At 71.6% G+C, this 18853-nt stretch carries 16 protein-coding genes and 1 pseudogene; 4 read left to right on the plus strand and 13 right to left on the minus strand.

Annotation, left to right across the window (positions count from 1 at the left end; translation table 11 throughout):
• The first annotated feature begins 192 nt into the window (after positions 1-192).
• The 3 genes from ACFYXM_RS10055 to ACFYXM_RS10065 all read left to right on the plus strand — a co-directional run bounded on the left by ACFYXM_RS10055 (position 193) and on the right by ACFYXM_RS10065 (position 3007).
• A complete protein-coding gene (locus ACFYXM_RS10055) occupies positions 193-1149 on the plus strand; it encodes an aldo/keto reductase (protein ID WP_389288558.1) in 957 nt (318 codons plus the stop codon).
• Between the two features lie 220 nt (positions 1150-1369).
• Positions 1370-2626 carry a PQQ-dependent sugar dehydrogenase gene (locus ACFYXM_RS10060; protein ID WP_389288494.1) on the plus strand — a complete coding sequence of 419 codons (1257 nt, stop codon included), beginning with the start codon at positions 1370-1372 and terminating at the stop codon, positions 2624-2626.
• A gap of 30 nt (positions 2627-2656) precedes the next feature.
• Entirely contained in the window at positions 2657-3007 is a 351-nt protein-coding gene (locus tag ACFYXM_RS10065; protein WP_389288495.1) for a DUF6191 domain-containing protein, read from the plus strand.
• 108 nt (positions 3008-3115) lie between these two features.
• Here the strand turns inward: ACFYXM_RS10065 and ACFYXM_RS10070 are convergent, their stop codons facing one another.
• From ACFYXM_RS10070 to ACFYXM_RS10080, 3 genes are all read right to left on the minus strand, one after another.
• The gene (locus ACFYXM_RS10070; protein WP_389288496.1) at positions 3116-4207 is read right to left on the minus strand and encodes an alpha/beta hydrolase; all 1092 of its coding nucleotides are present in this window, start codon (positions 4205-4207) and stop codon (positions 3116-3118) included.
• Between the two features lie 75 nt (positions 4208-4282).
• Entirely contained in the window at positions 4283-4429 is a 147-nt protein-coding gene (locus ACFYXM_RS10075) for a hypothetical protein (protein WP_389288497.1), read from the minus strand.
• Between the two features lie 314 nt (positions 4430-4743).
• Complete coding sequence (locus tag ACFYXM_RS10080) at positions 4744-4971, minus strand: hypothetical protein (protein WP_389288498.1); 228 nt, start codon at positions 4969-4971, stop codon at positions 4744-4746.
• Between the two features lie 163 nt (positions 4972-5134).
• On the opposite strand from ACFYXM_RS10080, the pseudogene ACFYXM_RS10085 reads away from it, so the two are divergent.
• Positions 5135-5329, plus strand: a pseudogene (locus tag ACFYXM_RS10085) (helix-turn-helix domain-containing protein); the annotation flags it as partial.
• A 125-nt stretch (positions 5330-5454) separates the two neighbouring features.
• On the opposite strand, the gene ACFYXM_RS10090 reads toward ACFYXM_RS10085, so the two are convergent.
• From ACFYXM_RS10090 to ACFYXM_RS10135, 10 genes are all read right to left on the minus strand, one after another.
• Complete coding sequence (locus ACFYXM_RS10090; RefSeq protein ID WP_389288563.1) at positions 5455-5607, minus strand: hypothetical protein; 153 nt, start codon at positions 5605-5607, stop codon at positions 5455-5457.
• Positions 5608-5825: 218 nt separating this feature from the next.
• Entirely contained in the window at positions 5826-6473 is a 648-nt protein-coding gene (locus ACFYXM_RS10095; RefSeq protein WP_389288499.1) for a GNAT family N-acetyltransferase, read from the minus strand.
• Complete coding sequence (locus ACFYXM_RS10100; protein ID WP_389288500.1) at positions 6470-8716, minus strand: MMPL family transporter; 2247 nt, start codon at positions 8714-8716, stop codon at positions 6470-6472. The genes ACFYXM_RS10095 and ACFYXM_RS10100 overlap by 4 nt, the downstream gene beginning before the upstream one ends.
• Before the next feature lie 670 nt (positions 8717-9386).
• The gene (gatB, locus tag ACFYXM_RS10105) at positions 9387-10895 is read right to left on the minus strand and encodes an Asp-tRNA(Asn)/Glu-tRNA(Gln) amidotransferase subunit GatB (protein ID WP_389288501.1); all 1509 of its coding nucleotides are present in this window, start codon (positions 10893-10895) and stop codon (positions 9387-9389) included.
• Positions 10896-10911: 16 nt separating this feature from the next.
• Positions 10912-11151 carry a hypothetical protein gene (locus tag ACFYXM_RS10110; RefSeq protein ID WP_389288502.1) on the minus strand — a complete coding sequence of 80 codons (240 nt, stop codon included), beginning with the start codon at positions 11149-11151 and terminating at the stop codon, positions 10912-10914.
• On the minus strand, positions 11148-12650 hold the full coding sequence (gene gatA, locus ACFYXM_RS10115) for an Asp-tRNA(Asn)/Glu-tRNA(Gln) amidotransferase subunit GatA (RefSeq protein ID WP_389288503.1): 1503 nt from the start codon (positions 12648-12650) through the stop codon (positions 11148-11150). The genes ACFYXM_RS10110 and gatA overlap by 4 nt, the downstream gene beginning before the upstream one ends.
• 4 nt (positions 12651-12654) lie before the next feature.
• Positions 12655-12951, minus strand: coding sequence for an Asp-tRNA(Asn)/Glu-tRNA(Gln) amidotransferase subunit GatC (gene gatC, locus ACFYXM_RS10120; RefSeq protein WP_015036350.1), 297 nt, complete (start codon positions 12949-12951; stop codon positions 12655-12657).
• Positions 12952-13142: 191 nt separating this feature from the next.
• Positions 13143-15299, minus strand: a complete 2157-nt coding sequence (locus ACFYXM_RS10125; RefSeq protein WP_389288504.1) for a putative bifunctional diguanylate cyclase/phosphodiesterase — start codon at positions 15297-15299, stop codon at positions 13143-13145.
• Between the two features lie 298 nt (positions 15300-15597).
• On the minus strand, positions 15598-17790 hold the full coding sequence (gene ligA / locus ACFYXM_RS10130; RefSeq protein ID WP_389288505.1) for an NAD-dependent DNA ligase LigA: 2193 nt from the start codon (positions 17788-17790) through the stop codon (positions 15598-15600).
• Between the two features lie 30 nt (positions 17791-17820).
• Positions 17821-18846: a methionine synthase gene (locus ACFYXM_RS10135; RefSeq protein ID WP_389288506.1), complete on the minus strand. Its 1026-nt coding sequence runs from the start codon at positions 18844-18846 to the stop codon at positions 17821-17823.
• Positions 18847-18853 lie beyond the last annotated feature (7 nt).

Below are 18853 nucleotides of genomic sequence, written 5' to 3' on the forward strand. Positions count from 1 at the left end.
GCGTCCCGGCAGCCGCGCGGGGAGGGCCCGGGCCGTCAGGAGCCGTACGGGGAAAGGCCGTCGGCGGGAGGCTGCGCGAGGCGCGACGGCCGGCAGAGGTTAGTTTGGGGTGCGTTGTGGTCCCGTGACGGCGGGGCCGAGGGAGGGTTCGGGGAGTTGGAGCGCAGGAGTCTCGGTGCGGCGGCGCTCGCCGTGGGTGCGGTCGGACTTGGCTGTATGCCGATGAGCTGGGCGTACAGCGCGTCGCAGCGGCGCGGTGACCGAGCGTTGCGTGCGGTGCACGCCGCGCTCGACGCGGGGGTCCAGTTGCTCGACACCGCCGACATGTACGGCCCCTTCACCAACGAACTGCTGGTCGGCCGGGCACTGAAGGGCCGCAGATCCGATGCCTTCGTCTCCACCAAGTGCGGCCTGCTGGTGGGTGATCAGCACATCGTCGCGAACGGCCGGCCCGGATACGTGCGGCGTGCCTGCGACGCCTCGTTGCGACGGCTGCAGACCGATGTGATCGACCTGTACCAGCTCCACCGGGCCGACCCCGAGGTGCCGGTCGAGGAGACCTGGGGCGCGATGGCGGAGCTGGTGACTGCCGGGAAGGTGCGTGCGCTCGGGCTGTGCGCGGTCGGGGCTCGGGCTTCCCGGCGGCTCGGGGCCGGTATGTACGACGAAACGATCCGTCAGCTGGATCGGGTGCAGCAGGTCTTCCCGGTGAGCGCGGTCGAGGCCGAGCTCTCGGTCTGGTCGCGGGAGGCCCTGGTGTCGCTGCTTCCGTGGTGTGCGGCACGGGGCGTGGGGCTCTTGGCGGCGATGCCGCTGGGGAACGGTTTCCTGACGGGCACCCTGACTCCGGGGCAGGGGTTCGAACCGGACGACCTGCGGGCGCGGCACCCCCGGTTCACCGCCGAGATGATGGCCGCGAACCAGCCGGTGGTGGCCGGGCTGCGCCGGATCGCCGAACGGCACGGGGCGACCGTGGCGCAAGTGGCACTGGCCTGGGTGCTGCGGCAGGGGCCGCACGTGGTGCCGATCCCCGGGACGAAGCGGGAGCACTGGGCGGTGGAGAACGCGGGGGCCGCCGAGCTGCGGCTGACCGAGCGGGACCTCGTGGAGATCGCCCGGCTGCCCCCGGCACGGGGGTCCTGGGACTGAGCACGGGACCGGGATCGGCCATGGGGCCGGGCGCGCGGGGAGCGGTGGCGGCGGGACGGCCCGGGCCGATCGGGCGGGGCCGCGGGGACCGGAGTCCGTTCCGGCGTCGTGCTCGCGGCGCCGATCGGCCGAGGAGATCGGCCGGGACGGGCGTCCCGGGGCGTGGCCTCGGTGTAAGAACGGTATCCGGGTCGTCGAAGGCGTTGAAGGGACCGGTGCTGTGCGCGGTGTTCTGTTCGGAACGGTACGGGGCCGAGGCTCCGCGGGCGGTGGAGGACGGCCCCGACGGGCTGCCCGGGGTGTGGCCGCGGCCTCGCTGGCCGCGGGTGCGCTCCTGCTGGCCTCGGGGTGTTCCTCGGACGTCGGCGCCGTCGGCGGGCAGGTCGGCGGCGTGACTCCACCCCGGGCCGCCGCCCCCTCCGCCACCGGCCCGGCGGCCGCACCGTCCGCGACGGTCGCCCCGCCGCCCGCGAAGGGCTCGGTGCGGGTGGTCTCCACGCTCACCGGGGGGCTCGACTCGCCGTGGGGACTGGCGGAGCTGCCCGACGGCGATCTGCTGGTGTCCTCGCGCAACAAAGGCACGATCACCCTGATCGACGGGAAGAGCGGGAAGAAGACCCTGCTCGGCGCCGTGCCGGGGGTCGCACCCGGTGGCGAGGGCGGGCTGCTCGGCATCGCCGTGTCCCCCGACTACAGTTCGGACCGTCTGGTGTACGCCTACTTCACGACCGCGTCCGACAACCGGATCGCGCGCATGCAGTACGACGAGAACGGCACGACGCCGGGCCGCCTGCTGGGCGCGCCGGACACGATCCTGCGGGGCATCCCGAAGGGCTCGGTCCACAACGGCGGGCGGATCGCCTTCGGCCCGGACCGCATGCTGTACGCGGGCACCGGGGACACGGGCGACGACCGGCTCGCGCAGGACAGGAAGTCGCTGGGCGGGAAGATCCTGCGGATGACCCCTGACGGCAGGCCGCTGCACGGCAACCCGGAAGCCGATTCCGTGGTGTATTCGTACGGACACCGCAATGTGCAGGGGCTGGCCTGGGACCAGCACAAGCAGCTGTGGGCGTCCGAGTTCGGGCAGGACACCTGGGACGAGCTGAACCGGATCGTGCCGGGCGGCAACTACGGCTGGCCACAGGCCGAGGGGAAGTCCGGGAAGAAGGGATTCATCGATCCCGTGGCGCAGTGGAAGACGTCCGAGGCGTCCCCGAGCGGGATCGCCTTCGCCGAGGGCTCGATCTGGATGGCGGCCCTGCGCGGTGAGCGGCTGTGGCGGATCCCGTTGTCCGGCAAGGAGGACGGGGAACCCCTGGCGGCCCCGCAGTCGTTCCTGCAGGGAAAGTACGGCCGTCTGCGCACCGTGCTCGCCGCGGGCGGCGACCAGCTCTGGCTCGTGACGAACAATACGGACACGCGCGGCACCCCGAAGCCGGGAGACGACAGGATCCTGGTGCTGGAGGTGCGGTAGCGACTACAGCGGTGGAAGGGTGTGCGGCCAGTGTTCAACTTCTTCGAGGAAATCTTCGCACCGGGTCGCAGGCACGCCGCCGAGGAACGCAAGCGGCTGGCACTGTCCCGTGTCGATCTCGGCGTCGGCGACCCGGGGCGCGGTCCGATAGATCTGGCCTCCGGGAAGGTCGTCGTCCGCGCGCCCGGGAGCGGCAGGACGCCCGGTGGCGGCCGGCCGGACGGCGACGGGTGCGCCCCGTCGGCGGGCCGGGGTCCGACGCCGGAGGCCGTGTCCCGCCGCATACCGGGGGCCGCGTCTCCTCGTACACCGGACGCGGGCCCGGACACGGGGCCGCGCGACGGCGGCGCCTCGGAGGGCGGGCCCGGGGCGCGGCCGTAGCACGCACCGTCGGGCTCGTCGGGCTCGTCGGGCTCGTCAGTGGTGCGGCGGACGACGCCCCCGTACGCCGCCCGCCGCACCACCTCTCGCCGTACCGCCGTGGAGGGCTCAGTCCGCGGCGGCGAACGAGGTCCGCAGCCGCGCCATGTAGTCGGCGAGCGCGGGGGCCCAGCACCCGTAGTTGTGTCCGCCGTCGCAGGTGGGGGCCAGTGACGACCCGTCGCCGTAGTCGACGAGACGGGTGCGCAGCCCGAGCTGGTCCGAGCGGGCCTTCACACGCTCTGCGGCGATCGCGGTGAAGTGGTCGATGAGCCCCTGGTCACCGGTGTAGAGCGTGGTCTCGGTCCCGGCGAGCGCGGACAGGTTGGCCGGGGAGGCCGGGTTGACCGCCTTCCAGACGCGATCCGCGTCGAACACCGGGTAGGGGGAACCGTAGATCGCGTCGCTGTCCACGGTGGGCCCGTATCCGGTGCACTTGCCGGTGCCGGAGGGCGTGGAGGTGCTCACGGCGCACCACGCGCCCGTCAGGTTGAGCTCCGTGGCCAGGACCGCTCCCCGGATCTCCGCCATGTCGAAGTCGATGCCCCCGGACAGCGAGGCGGCGTGGCCGAAGAGATCGGGACGGGCCTCGGCGTAGTGCAGGGCGCCGGAACCGCCCATCGAGAGACCGACGACGGCCCGGTGGGCCCGGTCAGCGACGGTCCGCAGGTTCGCGTCGATGAAGGGGACGACCTGATCGAGGTGGAACGTCTCCCAGTTCGCCGCCCCGACGACGGTGTTCTGCATGACCCAGTCGGCGTACCAGCCCTTGAGGCCGCCGTCCGGGACCACGGTGATCATCGAGTCCGAGCGCAGCGCGGGGGCGGCCGCCGCGTCGTTCACGTTCCCGCCCCCGCCGTGCAGGAAGTACGCCACCGGCCACCGCCGGTCGGGGTCGGAGCGATAGCCACTGGGCAGGAAGACGCGGATCTTGTGCGGGCCCGACACCTGCGGTGTGGTCACGGTGATGGTGAAGTCGTTCGCGGAGTGCACCTCGGTGCCGCCCGGGACCTGGGTCAGCCCGAACCCGTCGGACAAGACGGGTGGATCGGAGCCCTCGGCGTGCGCGGCCGGTGTCGCGAGCGTCGCCGTCACGGTCATCGCGGCGGCGACGGCGGCCGTTCTCGCGTGCAGTCTCCAGGCGTTCAGTGCTGATCTCATCGGTGGTCCTTTCCCAGGGCCTGTCGTCTCAAATGGTTTCCGGAGGAGCGGGCGCCCTTCAGGGCCTCGGAGGGGTCAGAGCGCGCAGAACGCGTCCGTCATGCCCTTACCCGTATCGGTCTGCCCCTTCGTCCCGGCGAGCATGTGGTACTCGTTGTTCGCGTGCAGCGCCTGCTCGGAGCCGTCCTCACTGGTGAGCCACTCGCTGAAGCAGCCGAGCACCGCGCCGTCAGCAGTCGGCCCCGGCGCCGCGACGACGGCCGGCGGGCCGTTCCCTCGGCGCCGGAACGACCGGCGTCCGTCGGCGTACGGGCCACGGGACCGGCGAACATGCTCACGCTCATGCGTTTCTCTCCTTCTCGACCGGAATGACGAATCGCGCTGGAATGCCGGAATGACGAAATCGTGGTCGTGCAGAATAGCGGGATGACGCGGCGGCGGGAACAGCGGCGTTCACGCCCGTCGACCACGCACGGGTCGCGCACGTATCGACCGCGCACGAATCCCGCACAGGTCGACTCAGGTGCCTCACGGGCCTATCGACTGCACGCGGCCGCGATCATCAGCAACAGCAGGACGACTCCCACCAGTTGAAGACACCCGTTGCCGCTCTCCGGGTTCTTCCGGTTGGCCTCGACATGGCCACCGGGAGGAATCCCGGGATGCTGCTTGGTGTAATGGTCCATCTGACGCCGTGCGCCCTCGGATTCACTGAGCCACGGCGTCTTGAAACCGCATTCACCGCACCAGAAGCGATATGCCATGCCGACTCCTCCTATGTGGTGGCGGGAGGCATTTCCATGGGTGCCGGCCGGATCCGGCGTCCGAACGGCTCCGCTCACCGCGGATCCGCTCGCCGCGCCGGCCGGACATCCATGAGCCTGGCGTTCGCGCTGCTCGGGGGACAGGTCATGGCACCGGTCATATATGACCGGTCGTCACAGTAGGCTCATCGGCGACCGCGCTCGGTGGTGGAAGGGTGTCGAAGTGACCGATCAGCTCGGCACGCTGTTGCGTCGGCTGCGGACCCGATCGCGGCTGACCCAGGAGCAGTTGGGCGAACGGTCCGGGGTGAGCGTCAGCACCATCCGCAGACTGGAGACGGGGCGGTCGGGAGATCACCGGCTGGGGACGCTGAACCTGTTGGCGGACGCCCTCGAGGTCGGGCCCGACGACCGGCGGCAGATCGCGGCCCTGCTCGCGAAGCTCCGAGCGGTCGTGCCCGGTCCTGAACCGGCCGCGCCCGGTCACGCGTCGGACGAATCCGCCTCCCCCGCGACCGAATCGGCCGCAGGCGTTCCCGAACCGATGTCCAGCACGCCCGGACCGGCCCTCGGCATTCCCGAGCAGGCCGCGACATCAGGTGAGTCGATCACCGCCGCCTCATCGGACTCGGCCACGGGAGTGCGCCTTTCGGGGTCCGGCACAGCCGATTCGCCCGGCGCCCCGCCCGTACCGCATTCCGTTCCGGCGGCCCGCGCCATGTCTCCGGTGGACGTTCGAGGTGCGCTCGCCGACGCCGCCGTCGAATTGGCGAACAGCAGGCCCGGTACGCCCCGGCCGGATTCACCGGCCGGAAGTGACCGGGAGCGCGCCGGTACGCGCTCCCGCCGCGGCGTCAGGCGTTCCGGGCGCGCCATTCCGGGGCCAGCACGGACCAGACCTCCGAGTCGTGCCGCTCCCCGCGGTAGAGGTAGCTCTGGCGCAGCACTCCGTCGCGCCGCATGCCGAGCCGCCGGGCCACGGCGATGCTGCGGGTGTTCGTGCTGGCCGCGTGCCACTCCACGCGGTGCATGCCGCGCTCGTGGACCGCCCAGTCGATCAGTTTCCGGACCGCTCGGGTGACCAGGCCGCGCCCCTCCCCCGCGGGTTCCAGCCAGCAGCCGATCTCGCAGTTGCCCGAGTCCGCCTCGAAGATCCGGAACAGGACACCGCCGACGAGCGTGCCGTCCAGCCAGATGCCGTAGAGCCGTCCGGTGTCGTTCGCCTGCTTCTCCGCGTACCGCAGGAGCAGGGCGCGCGCCGAGTCCGTGTCGGTGGCGAAGGAGGCGAAGGGGATCCAGGGGTCGACGAGGGCGCGGGCCCGGTCCATGTGGGCGAGGAACTCCTCGGCGTGCCACACCTCCAGCGGGCGCAGTTCCGCTCCGTCGCCTCCGCGGCCCCCGTGGTCTCCCCGACCCGCGTGGCCGCTGCCGTCCCCGTGCTCCCCGCTGCCTCTGCCGTTTGCGTCGTCTGCGTCGTTGCCGAGGGATATCGCGAACATCATGCTCCGTCTCGAACCGTCTTCGTCGCCCGCGCGGCCCCGGCCTGTTCCGCCGGTGGCACCGCGCGCGCCTCTCTCGCGATCCTCGCATGCGCCGTACCGCGCTCCGGGGCCTCGATGCTGATCCGCGGCAGCAGGCGGTCCAGTCGGCGCGGCAGCCACCAGTTCGCGCCCCCGAGCAGATGCATCAGCGCGGGGACGAGCAGCGTACGCAGGACGAAGGCGTCGAGGGCCACGGCGGCGGCCAGCGCGATCCCGAACATGGCGATGACCCGGTTGCCGCTGAGGACGAACGCGAGGAAGACCGAAATCATGATCACCGCAGCGGAGTTGATCACCCGGCCGGTCTCGGCGAGGCCGACCCGTACCGCTCTCCGGTTGTCACGGGTCTCCAGCCACTCCTCGTACATGCGCCCCACCAGGAACACCTGGTAGTCCATGGAGAGCCCGAAGAGGACGGACACCATGATCACCGGCAGGAACGGCTCGATGGGACCGGAGCTGCCCAGGCCCAGAAGTTCGCTCCCCCACCCCCACTGGAAGATCGCCACGACGACCCCGATCGAGGAGGCGACGGCGGCGACGTTCATCACGGCGGCCTTCAGGGGGATGGCGATCGACCGGAAGGCCAGCAGCAGGAGCAGGCAGCCGAGGCCGATGACCACACCGACGAAGAGCGGCAGCTTGTCCATGATGATCCGGGCGAAGTCGTCGTACCCGGCCGTCACCCCGCCCACATGGGCCTGGAGCGAGGTGTTCGCCTCGGCCTTCGGAATGACGTCCGAGCGCAGCCGGTCGACGAGGTCGCTGGTGTCCCGCGACTGCGGTGACGAGGTCGGTACGACGGTGACGAAGGCGGTGTCGCCGCCGCTGTTGTACGTGACCGGGCCGACCGAGGCCACTCCCTCGGTGGCGCGCAGCGTGGCGGGCAGGCCGTCCATCGCGAGCCGGTCCCCGGCGCCGTCGAGCTGCGCCACGATCGTCAGTGGGCCGTTGACGCCGGGCCCGAATCCGTCGGACAGCAGGTCGTACGCCTGCCGGGTGGTCGACGAGGCCGGGTTGTTGCCCTGGTCGGAGGTACCCGGTTGCAGGGAGAACATGGGCAGCGCCAGCACCAGCATTACGGCGGCGGCGAGCGAGCCGAGCAGTTTGGGGTGGCGTTCGACGAACCCGGACCAGCGGGCGGCGAACCCGGTGGGCACGTCGGGCCGCGGCCCCTCCTCGGCCAGCCGGGCCCGTTCGCGGCGGCTCAGCGCCCGCATCCCGATGAACGACAGCAGGGCGGGCAGCAGGGTCACGGACGCGGCCACGGTCAGGAGAACGGTGAGGGAGGCCGCGATCGCCACGCCGTTGAGGAATTCGAGTTGCAGGACGAGCATGCCGAGCAGCGCCACGCAGACGGTGGCCCCGGCGAAGACGACGGCCCGGCCGGTCGTGGCGACGGCGCTGCGCGCGGCCTCGGCGACCTGCATGCCCTGGCGCAGACCGGCGCGGTGCCGGGTGACGATGAACAGCGCGTAGTCGATGCCGACGCCGAGCCCGATCAGCATGCCCAGCATCGGGGCGAAGTCCGCGACGGTCATCACATGGCCCAGCAGCATGATGCCCGCGTACGCCGTGCCGACGGAGACGAGGGCGGTGGCGATGGGCAGCATGCTGGCGGCGAGGGAACCGAAGGCGAGGAACAGGACGCCGGCCGCGACGACGACCCCGATGGCCTCGCTGAAGTGGATGGCGGGCGCTTCGGTGCGGGCGACGACCGGTCCGCCCAGTTCCACCCGGAGGTGGTCGGCCTCGGCCGCTTTCGCCGTGTCCACGAGGGCCTGCGCCTGGTGCACGGGGATCTCGTCGGCCGGCCGGTCGAAGGTGACCGTGGCGTAGGCGGTGCGTCCGTCCGGGCTGATCTGTCCGGTGCCGGACGCCCCGTACGGCCCGGAGACGGCGCCGACGCCGGGCAGCCCCTCGACCGCGTGCAGGGTGCGGGTCATGGTCTGCCGCACGTCGGCGGCCCGCACGGTGGAGTCGGCGGTGTGCCAGACGATGGTGTCCGTGTCCCCGCCGAGGCCCGTGAAGCCGTCCTTCAGGAGATCGGCGGCCCGGCCGGCCTCCGTGCCGGGCACGTCGTACTGGTTGGAGTACGCGGAACCGGCGAGGCCCGCCGCGGTGGCGGTGCCGCCGAGAGCGAGAAGCCAGACAAGAACAGTGACGAGGCGGTGCCTGATACACCAACGGGCAAGGGCGGCCACCTGACGTGCTCCCTGACGGTTCGCGGACGGTTCGCGGTTCTTCCGGCTCGCGGCTCGTCGGGCTCGTGCCACCCCGGGCGGGTGACGCACGGCGGAACGAGACATGGAGCACCCGCGAAGAACGCATGACGTGGGTATGTCCACTGTCGCAGCCAATGGTGATCCTTTGCCCCATTCGTGGCATTACTCACAAGGCCCACCCTCGACCGGCGCCTCGTGCGTGGCGCCTCTGTGCGTGGCGCCTTTGGAGTGGCGCCCCGCCCGCTCGACCGGGACGCCGAAGATCCGTCGCCGTGAGATGTCCGTGGTCACGTGAGCCTCCCGAGTCCTGTCGCATGGCCGGGAACGAAATCACGCCAGGTGGCCTCGGGAAGGACCCCGTACGGCTCGGTGGTGAACGTCCAGCACGTCGCATCGCACCCCATCGGGCCGGGTTCACCGTCGGGCAGACACCGCCTGCCCGACGGTGACGGTGTTCAAGGACCGCGGACTCCCCGGAGGGGTGACGTGGACGGTGGCCGGACGACGTGGACGCCGGCACACGCGGGCCGAGCGAGTGCCCCGGGCCGGAGGCGTGAGCGGGCGAAACGGCTGAAGGGGCGGCGCACCCGGATCACGGGTGCACCGCCCCTTCGAGGCGTACACGGGAACCGCCCGTGCGGCGGCCGGATCAGCCCTCGACGCCGAGCTTCTCCAGGATCAGCTCGCGCACCCGGGCCGCGTCCGCCTGGCCGCGGGTGGCCTTCATGACCGCGCCGACGAGCGCGCCCGCCGCCGCGACCTTGCCGCCGCGGATCTTGTCCGCGATGGCGCCGTTGGCCGCGATGGCCTCGTCCACGGCCGCGCCCAGCGCGCCCTCGTCCGAGACGACCTTCAGGCCGCGCTTCTCGACGACGGTGTCCGGGTCGCCCTCGCCCGCGAGGACGCCCTCGATGACCTGGCGGGCCAGCTTGTCGTTGAGGTCGCCCGAGGCGACGAGCTCGGCCACCCGGGCGACCTGCGCCGGGGTGATCGGCAGCTCGTCGAGGCCGCGGCCGGTCTCGTTGGCGTTACGTGCCAGCTCGCCCATCCACCACTTGCGGGCCTGGTCCGAGGGGGCGCCCGCCTCGGTCGTGGCGACGATCAGGTCGACCGCGCCCGCGTTGAGGATGGACTGCATGTCGTGCTCGGAGACGCCCCACTCCTCCTTGAGCCGGTTGCGGCGCACCCGCGGCAGCTCGGGGAGGCCCTTGCGCAGTTCCTCGACCCACTCGCGGGCCGGGGCGACCGGCACCAGGTCGGGCTCGGGGAAGTAGCGGTAGTCCTCGGCGTTGTCCTTGATACGGCCGGACGTGGTGGAGCCGTCCTCCTCGTGGAAGTGACGGGTCTCCTGCACGACCGTGCCGCCGGAGCCCAGCACCGCGGCGTGGCGCTGGATCTCGAAGCGGACGGCGCGCTCGACGGAACGCAGCGAGTTCACGTTCTTCGTCTCGGAGCGCGTACCGAACGTCTCGGTGCCCTGCGGGCGCAGCGACAGGTTGACGTCGCAGCGCATCTGGCCCATCTCCATCCGGGCCTCCGAGACGCCGAGCGCCTTGATGAGCTCGCGGAGCTCGGCGACGTACGCCTTGGCGACCTCGGGCGCGCGGGCGCCCGCGCCCTCGATCGGCTTGGTGACGATCTCGATGAGCGGGATGCCGGCGCGGTTGTAGTCCAGCAGGGAGTGGGACGCGCCCTGGATACGGCCGGTGGCACCGCCGACGTGGGTCGACTTGCCGGTGTCCTCCTCCATGTGGGCGCGCTCGACGTGCACGCGGAAGACCTCGCCGTCCTCCAGCTGGACGTCCAGATAGCCGTTGAAGGCGATCGGCTCGTCGTACTGGGAGGTCTGGAAGTTCTTCGGCATGTCCGGATAGAAGTAGTTCTTCCGGGCGAAGCGGCACCACTCGGCGATCTCGCAGTTCAGCGCGAGGCCGATCTTGATGGCGGACTCGACGCCGATCTCGTTGACGACCGGCAGCGCGCCGGGCAGTCCGAGGCAGACCGGGCAGGTCTGGGAGTTGGCGTCCTGCTTCAGCTCGGTCGAGCAGCCGCAGAACATCTTGGTCTTGGTGCCGAGCTCGACATGGACCTCCAGGCCCATGACGGGGTCGTAGGACGCGAGGGCGTCCTCGTACGACACCAGGTCGGTGACAGTCACGGTGAAACTTTCCCTCTCAGCCCAGCAGTACGTCGTCGTCGCCGATGCGCTTGAGTTCACGCAGCAGCAGGGCGATACCGGTGGCGATGGCGGCGGCGGAGACGACGGCGTCGACCAGCCGGAGCGTGTCGTGCTCGGAGCGGGCCTGCTTGGCCTGCCTGATGACGCCGAGCGCCCCGAAGGCGGTGGTGCCGATGGACAGATACGTACCGGTCTTGGACTTCTTGAAGCCCTTGGCCTTGCTCAGCGCGGTCACAGTGACGGAGCCTCCTCCAGCAGCGGGTGTCCCCACTTTTCCACGAAGGCGGCCTCGACGGCGGCTCCGACCTTGTACAGCCGGTCGTCCTTCATGGCGGGGGCGATGATCTGCAGACCGACCGGCAGACCGTCCTCCGGGGCCAGACCGCAGGGCAGCGACATGGCGGCGTTGCCGGCGAGGTTGGTCGGGATGGTGCAGAGGTCCGCGAGGTACATCGCCATCGGGTCGTCGGCGCGCTCGCCGATCGGGAAGGCGGTGGTGGGCGTCGTCGGCGAGACGATGACGTCGACCTGCTCGAAGGCCCGCTCGAAGTCCCGGGTGATCAGGGTGCGGACCTTCTGCGCGGAGCCGTAGTACGCATCGTAGTAGCCGGAGCTGAGCGCGTACGTGCCGAGGATGACGCGGCGCTTGACCTCGTCGCCGAAACCGGCCTCGCGGGTGAGCGCGGTGACATCCTCGGCGGACTTCGTGCCGTCGTCGCCGACCCGCAGGCCGTAGCGCATGGCGTCGAAGCGGGCCAGGTTGGAGGAGCACTCGGACGGCGCGATCAGGTAGTACGCGGACAGCGCGAGGTCGAAGGACGGGCAGTCCAGCTCGACGACCGTGGCGCCGAGCGACTTCAGCAGCTCGACCGACTCGTCGAACCGCTGGACGACGCCGGCCTGGTAGCCCTCGCCGGAGAACTGCTTGACGACGCCGACCCGCATGCCCTCGACGCTGCCGTTGCGGGCGGCCTCGACGACCGGCGGGACCGGGGCGTCGATGGACGTCGAGTCCATCGGGTCGTGGCCGCCGATCACCTCGTGCAGCAGCGCCGCGTCCAGGACCGTACGGGCGCAGGGCCCGCCCTGGTCGAGGGAGCTGGAGAACGCCACCATGCCGTAGCGCGAGACGCCGCCGTAGGTGGGCTTGACGCCGACGGTGCCGGTGACGGCGGCGGGCTGGCGGATGGAGCCGCCGGTGTCCGTGCCGATGGCCAGCGGGGCCTCGTACGAGGCGAGCGCGGCCGAGGAGCCGCCGCCGGAGCCGCCCGGGATCCGCGTGAGGTCCCACGGGTTTCCGGTCGGGCCGTAGGCGCTGTTCTCGGTGGAGGACCCCATGGCGAACTCGTCCATGTTGGTCTTGCCGAGGATGACGACGTCGGCGTCCTTCAGCTTCTTGGTGAGGGTCGCGTCGTACGGCGGGATCCAGCCCTCGAGGATCTTGGAACCGACGGTGGTCGGGATGCCCTCGGTGGTGAAGATGTCCTTGAGCGCGAGCGGGACACCGGCCAGCGGGCCCAGCTTCCCGCCCGCCGCACGCTTCGCGTCGACGGCACGGGCCTGCGCGAGCGCGCCCTCGCGGTCGACGTGCAGGAAGGCGTGGACCTTCTCGTCGACCGCGTCGATCCGGGCCAGGTGCGCCTCGGTGACCTCGACAGCGGTCAGCTCGCCGGACGCGATCTTCTCGGCGATCTCGGCGGCGGTGAGCTTGATGATGGTGCTGTTGTCCGTCATGGTTTCAGTCCTCCCCCAGGATCTGCGGCACCTTGAAACGCTGCTGCTCCTGGGCCGGGGCGCCGGAGAGCGCCTGCTCGGGGGTGAGCGACGGACGGACCTCGTCCGCGCGCATGACGTTGGTCAGCGGCAGCGGGTGGGAGGTCGGCGGTACGTCTTGGTCGGCGACCTCGGAGACGCGGGCGACCGCGCCGATGATGTCGTCGAGCTGACCGGCGAAGTGATCGAGCTCTTCGCCCTTCAGCTCCAGACGCGCCAGCCGGGCGAGGTGGGCGACCTCCTCGCGCGTGATGCCAGGCATGCAGCGATCCTCAGGGGTTGGTGTGCGGTTTTGGCCCAATCCTATGGTGTCGGCCGCCACCCCTCCCGCCACCCGGGTGAACACCCTGGTCGGGCGGCCGATCGGGGCCGGCCGCCCGCGCCGTCGCGGACGCGGGCCGGACGGTCGCGCCGTCGCACACCCGTGTCAGGCGGTGCGACGCACGTCGGCGGTCAGGTCGTCGCGGGCCGCGAGTCGACCGTCCGCCCCGGAGGGCGCTGCTCCGGCGTCGCCGCGGCTGCGGCTGCGGCTGCCGCGGCCGCCGCAGCTGCCAGCTCGGCCGGTCGGCGCCAGCCGTGCTCGCCGCGCGCCCGCAACCAGGCCGTCGTCTCCTGCGGCGGCATCGCCGCGGCGACCAGCCATCCCTGCACGGCGTCGCAGCGCAGGTCCCGCAGCCGCTCCCAGGTCTGGTCGTCCTCGACACCCTCCGCGACCACCAGCAGGCCCAGCGAATGCGCCAGGTCGATGGTGCAGCGGACGATCTCCGCGTCCTCGTTGTCGACGGCCAGCCGGGCCACGAACGACCGGTCGATCTTCAGCTCGCTGACCGGCAGCCGCCGCAGATGGACCAGCGAGGAGTACCCCGTGCCGAAGTCGTCGAGAGACATCTTCACGCCGTGCCCGGTGAGCGCGGCCAGGGTGTCGGCGGCGCGCTGCGGGTCCTCCAGCAGCACATGCTCCGTGATCTCCAGCTGGAGCGCCCCGGCCGGGACGCCGTGCCGGGCGAGCCGGGCCGCGACGCTGCCCGCGAATCCGGGGGTGTGGACGTCGCGCGGCGAGACGTTGACCGCGACCGGGACGAACAGCCCCTGCGCCCGCCACCGGGCGACCTGGGCCAGCGCCGTCTCCAGGACGTACTCCGTGAGGTGCGGCATGAGCCCGGACGACTCGGCGATGGCGATGAACTCGTCCGGAGGGACCCGCCCGCGCTCCGGATGCACCCAGCGCACCAGCGCTTCGAGGCCGGCCACCTGGCCGTCGAAACGGACCTTCGGCTGGTAGTGGAGCTCCACCTCACCGGCGTCCAGCGCCCGCCGCAGGTCGCCGAGGAGCCCGAGCCGGTCGGGGGTGTTGCTGTCCCGCTTCGACTCGTACACCTCGACGCCCGTGCGGTCGCGCTTGGCCTGATACATCGCCACGTCCGCGCGCCTGAGCAGACCTTCCGCGTCCGGTGCGTGGTCCGGGTGGACGGCGACCCCCGCGCTGGCCTCCAGTACCAGGGTCAGACCGTCCAGGTCCAGCGGGGAGGACAGCGCCGCGGCCAGATGACGGGCGACCCGCTGGGCGCTCGTCGTGGAGTCGGTGGTCGGCAGGAGCACGGCGAACTCGTCGCCGCCGAGCCGCGCGGCCTCCGCCCCGCGCGGAAGCGCGAGCCGGAGCCGCTCCGCTATCTGCAGCAGCAGCCGGTCCCCCGCCAGATGACCGAGGGTGTCGTTGACCGCCCGGAAGCGGTCGAGATCGATCAGGACGAGAGCGGATCTGACCCCGACGGCCTCGGCGTCCTCCAGGGCCGTCCAGATGCGTTCCAGCAGCCACTGCCGGTTGGGCAGCCCGGTCAGCGGGTCGCGCAGCTGTTCCTCCGCCCGGGCCCGCGCGATCCAGAGGGTGGAGTCCAGGGCGATGAGCGGCACCGCGAACAGGGGCAGGAGCACCGGCATGGTCATCGCGACGACGCAGATCAGCGGTGCGATGCCGATCAGCGCCGCCATGAGGAGGCCCTGCCGGAGCAGGGCGGTGCGGGCGACGGTCGGCAGCCCGCCGCCCTGAGGGGCTCCCGCGTACCGGAGCAGGAGGCGGCTGACGAGCAGATAGGTGCAGGCGGCCAGCAGGATCTCGGGGAGGTCGGCGATGCCCCAGTCGAGTGGCTGCCAGGGGGATTCGACGGTCTGGACGTCACCGAACGCGGCGAGGACCAGGGCCGCCGCGCCGATGCCCAGGATGTCCACGGCTCCGTGCAGCAGCCCCTGCCACCAGCGTTGCCGACGGGCGACTCCGACGAGCACGACGACGACCAGGCTCACCAGCCCGGCGGCCACCCAGCCGTGGAGCAGCAGCACGGCGAGCGTGAGGGCGGCCCCGGAACCGGCGCCGCCCGACCACCGGTCGCGTCCGAGCGCCACCAGATGGCCGACGACCACACCGGTGAGGACGGCGAGGGACCAGCCGACCTCGCCATCGGGAAAGAGTGCGCGCCCCTCGCTCAGGGCCCGGTAGAAACCGGTCGCGATCAGAACGAAGGCGAACACGATGGCAACGGCACCCACCTTGGGCGTGAGGCCGGCGAAACCTTGCAGCCGCGACACCGGTGCGGCGCTCTCGGTCGGTTTCATTCCGTCCCTCTCACAGCCGGCGGTGCCCATGTCACCCGATGGTTCAGTTCCATGCCACCACGACCCGGAATTCCCATCCGCGGCCGGGCACGACAGACGCACATCCCAACAGTAGGCCGCAACAGGCCGATAAGGGCAGCGCTCTACCGCTCTTGCCCGAATGCGAACCGGCCTTTCACCAGCATCTGATATGCGCCGTTCGGGTGAACCCGCCCAACTGGGGGGCAACCCTTGCGTGCGTCATGTACCCCTGGATTCACCCCTTCGACCGGCCGGGGTCCCGTCCCCGCCCCGATTCTCATTCCGCCGGTCCGGCGACGGGCGCGGCAGCCTCGCGCGCGGCCTCCGGTCCCTGTTCGAGCAGCACGGTGAAGCCGTCCTCGTCCAGCACGGGCACCTTCAGCTGCACCGCCTTGTCGTACTTCGAACCGGGGTTGTCGCCGACGACCACGAAGGAGGTCTTCTTCGACACCGAACCCGTCACCTTCGCCCCGCGGCTCTGCAGCGCCTCTTTCGCGCCGTCCCTGGTGTGGCCGGACAGCGTGCCGGTGACGACGACGGTGAGCCCTTCGAGCGGGCGCGGCCCCGCCGCCTCCCCCGCCTCCTCGTCCTCCATCCGGACCCCGGCCTCCCGCCACTTGCGCAGGATCTCGCGGTGCCAGTCCTCGGCGAGCCACTGCTTCACCGAGGCGGCGATGATCCCGCCGACCCCGTCGGCCTCGACCAGCTCCTGCTCGGTCGCCGCGTCGATCCGCTCGATGGAGCGGAACTGACGGGCCAGCTCGGCCGCCGCGACCGGGCCCACGTGCCGGATGGAGAGCCCGGTGAGGACCCGGGCGAGCGGAGCGTTCTTGGCCGCGGCGATGGCGTCGAGCATGGCGCGCGCGTTCTTCTTCGGCTCGCCCTGCTGGTTGGCGAAGACCCAGGCAGTCTTCTCCTCGCCGGTCTTCGGGTCGCGCTTGGGCAGCCCGCTGTCCGGGTCACGGACGTAGGCGCGGATCGGCAGGAGCTGTTCGACGGTCAGCCCGAAGAGGTCGCCCTCGTCGCGCAGCGGCGGCTCGGCGGGTTCCAGAGGCTGCGTCAGGGCCGCCGCCGCGACATAGCCGAAGTGGTCGATGTCGAGGCTCTTGCGGCTCGCGAGGTAGTAGACCCGTTCCCGCAACTGAGCCGGGCACGAGCGTGCGTTGGGGCACCGGAGGTCGACATCGGCCTCCTTCATGGGCTTCAGCTCCGTACCGCACTCCGGGCAGTGCGTCGGCATCACGAACTCCCGCTCGGTGCCGTCGCGCAGATCGACGACCGGGCCGAGGATTTCCGGGATCACGTCGCCCGCTTTGCGGAGCACGACGGTGTCCCCGATGAGGACGCCCTTCGCCTTCACCACGTTCTGGTTGTGCAGGGTGGCGAACTCGACCTCGGAGCCCGCCACCTCGACCGGCTCGACCTGCGCGTACGGCGTGACGCGGCCGGTGCGGCCGACACCGACGCGGATGTTCACCAGCTTGGTGTTGACCTCCTCCGGCGGGTACTTCCAGGCGATCGCCCAGCGCGGCGCGCGCGAGGTGGAGCCCAGCCGGCCCTGGAGCGGGATCTCGTCGAGCTTGACGACGACACCGTCGATCTCGTGCTCCACGGAGTGCCGGTTCTCGCCGTAGTACGCGATGAACTCCCGTACGCCGTCCAGCGAATCCACCACCTTGTTGTGCCGGGCGGTGGGCAGGCCCCATTCGTGCAGCAGCTCGTAGGCGTGCGAGAGACGGTCGATGTCGAGGCCCTCACGGGCGCCGATGCCGTGCACCACCATGTGCAGCGGGCGGGTGGCGGTGACCTTCGGGTCCTTCTGGCGCAGCGAACCGGCCGCCGCGTTGCGCGGGTTGGCGAACGGCTTGTCCTCCGCCGCGACCAGCCGGGCGTTCAGCTCCTCGAAGGCGTGCATCGGGAAGAAGACCTCGCCGCGGATCTCGACCAGCTCCGGGATCCGGTCGCCCTTCAGCCGGTGCGGGATCTCGGCGATCGTACGGATGTTGGGCGTGATGTCCTCGCCGGCGCGGCCGTCGCCCCGGGTCGCGGCGCGGGTCAGCCGCCCCTGTTCGTACGTGAGGTTGACCGCGAGACCGTCGACCTTCAGCTCGCACAGGAAGTGGTGGCCGGTGGTGCCGACGTCCTTGGCGATCCGCTCCCCCCAGGCCGTCAGCTCCTCCTCGTCGAAGGCGTTGTCCAGCGACAGCATCCGCTCGCGGTGCTCGACGGACGTGAATTCCGTCCGGTACGGACCCGCCACCTTCTGCGTCGGCGAATCCGGCGTGCGCAGCTGCGGGTACTCCTCCTCCAGGCCCTCCAGTTCGCGCATCAGCCGGTCGAACTCGGCGTCGCTCACGACCGGCTGGTCGTTCACGTAGTAGCGGAAGCGGTGCTCCTCGATCTGTTCGGCGAGGAGCGCGTGCCGCTCCCGGGCCTGTGCGGGCACCGCCGTCTGCTGTTCGCCGGCCATCGTTCCGTCCTCCCGTTACCCGTGACCCCGTTACTCAGGGTTGTCTGCGAGCGATCTCGCGGCCCGGGCGCAGTGGGCGAGCGCGGCGCGCGCGTACGCGGGCGAGGCGCCCGCCAGTCCGCACGCCGGGGTGATCACCACGGACCGCGTCAGCGTCCCCGGATTCAGCCCCAGCCTGCGCCACAGCGTCCTGACCTCCATGACGCTACCGCCCGGGTCGGGCAATCCGCCCGAGGCCGGGTCGGTGCCGGGCACCACTCCGAGGAAGATCTGGGTGCCGCCCTCGACCGCCTCCCCGATCGCGTCCTCCTCACGCTCGGTGAGCAGCCCGAAGTCGAACGAGATGCCGTCGGTCCCGGCCCTGCGCAGCAGCGCGAACGGTACGTCGGGGGCGCAGCTGTGGACGACCGTCGCCCCGTCCCCGGCCGCCGCCAGGACGTCGCGCAGGGCGCCCTCCACGATCTGCCGGTCCACGGCCCGGTAGGTGCGGTAGCCGCTGGCCGTCCTGATCCCCCCGCGCAGGACGCCGGTCAGCGACGGTTCGTCGAGCTGGAGCACCACGTCGGCGCCGGGCACCCGGCGCCGCACCTCCGCGAGATGGGCGCGCAGCCCCTCCGCCAGGGAGGCCGTCAGGTCACGGCAGGCCCCCGGGTCGCCGAGCGCGGCCTCGCCGCCCCGCCGTTCCAGTGCGGCGGCCAGCGTCCACGGGCCGACGGCCTGGACCTTGAGCGGCCCCTCGTACCCCTGGGTGAACTCCTCCAGGGCGTCGAGGTCCTCGCCCAGCCAGGACCTGGCCCGCCGGGTGTCCCGGCCGGGCCGGTCGCCGACCCGCCAGCCGCTGGGCTCGACGTGCGCGTACAGGTCCACGAGCAGCCCGATGGTCCGCCCGATCATGTCCGCACCGGGCCCACGGGCCGGGAGCTCCGCCAGATGCGGCAGCCCCTCGCCGTCCCCGAAGGACCCGGTGACGGTCTTCGCCGCCTCCCGCGCGTCTCCTCCGGGCATGGATCCGATTCCGGTGGCCCGGCAACCCTCGAACTTGTTCGTCTCGCTCACGTGGGAA

The organism is Streptomyces sp. NPDC002476, assembly GCF_042889785.1.
Taxonomy (GTDB): domain Bacteria; phylum Actinomycetota; class Actinomycetes; order Streptomycetales; family Streptomycetaceae; genus Streptomyces.

What these genes read in the sequence shown, in the direction of transcription:
- ACFYXM_RS10080 (WP_389288498.1), bottom strand. Translation starts at nt 4,971, where the DNA reads ATGGCATATCGCTTCTGGTGCGGTGAATGCGGTTTCAAGACGCCGTGG.
- ligA (WP_389288505.1), bottom strand. Translation starts at nt 17,790, where the DNA reads ATGGCCGGCGAACAGCAGACGGCGGTGCCCGCACAGGCCCGGGAGCGG.
- gatC (WP_015036350.1), bottom strand. Translation starts at nt 12,951, where the DNA reads ATGCCTGGCATCACGCGCGAGGAGGTCGCCCACCTCGCCCGGCTGGCG.
- ACFYXM_RS10125 (WP_389288504.1), bottom strand. Translation starts at nt 15,299, where the DNA reads ATGAAACCGACCGAGAGCGCCGCACCGGTGTCGCGGCTGCAAGGTTTC.
- ACFYXM_RS10095 (WP_389288499.1), bottom strand. Translation starts at nt 6,473, where the DNA reads ATGATGTTCGCGATATCCCTCGGCAACGACGCAGACGACGCAAACGGC.
- gatA (WP_389288503.1), bottom strand. Translation starts at nt 12,650, where the DNA reads ATGACGGACAACAGCACCATCATCAAGCTCACCGCCGCCGAGATCGCC.
- ACFYXM_RS10070 (WP_389288496.1), bottom strand. Translation starts at nt 4,207, where the DNA reads ATGAGATCAGCACTGAACGCCTGGAGACTGCACGCGAGAACGGCCGCC.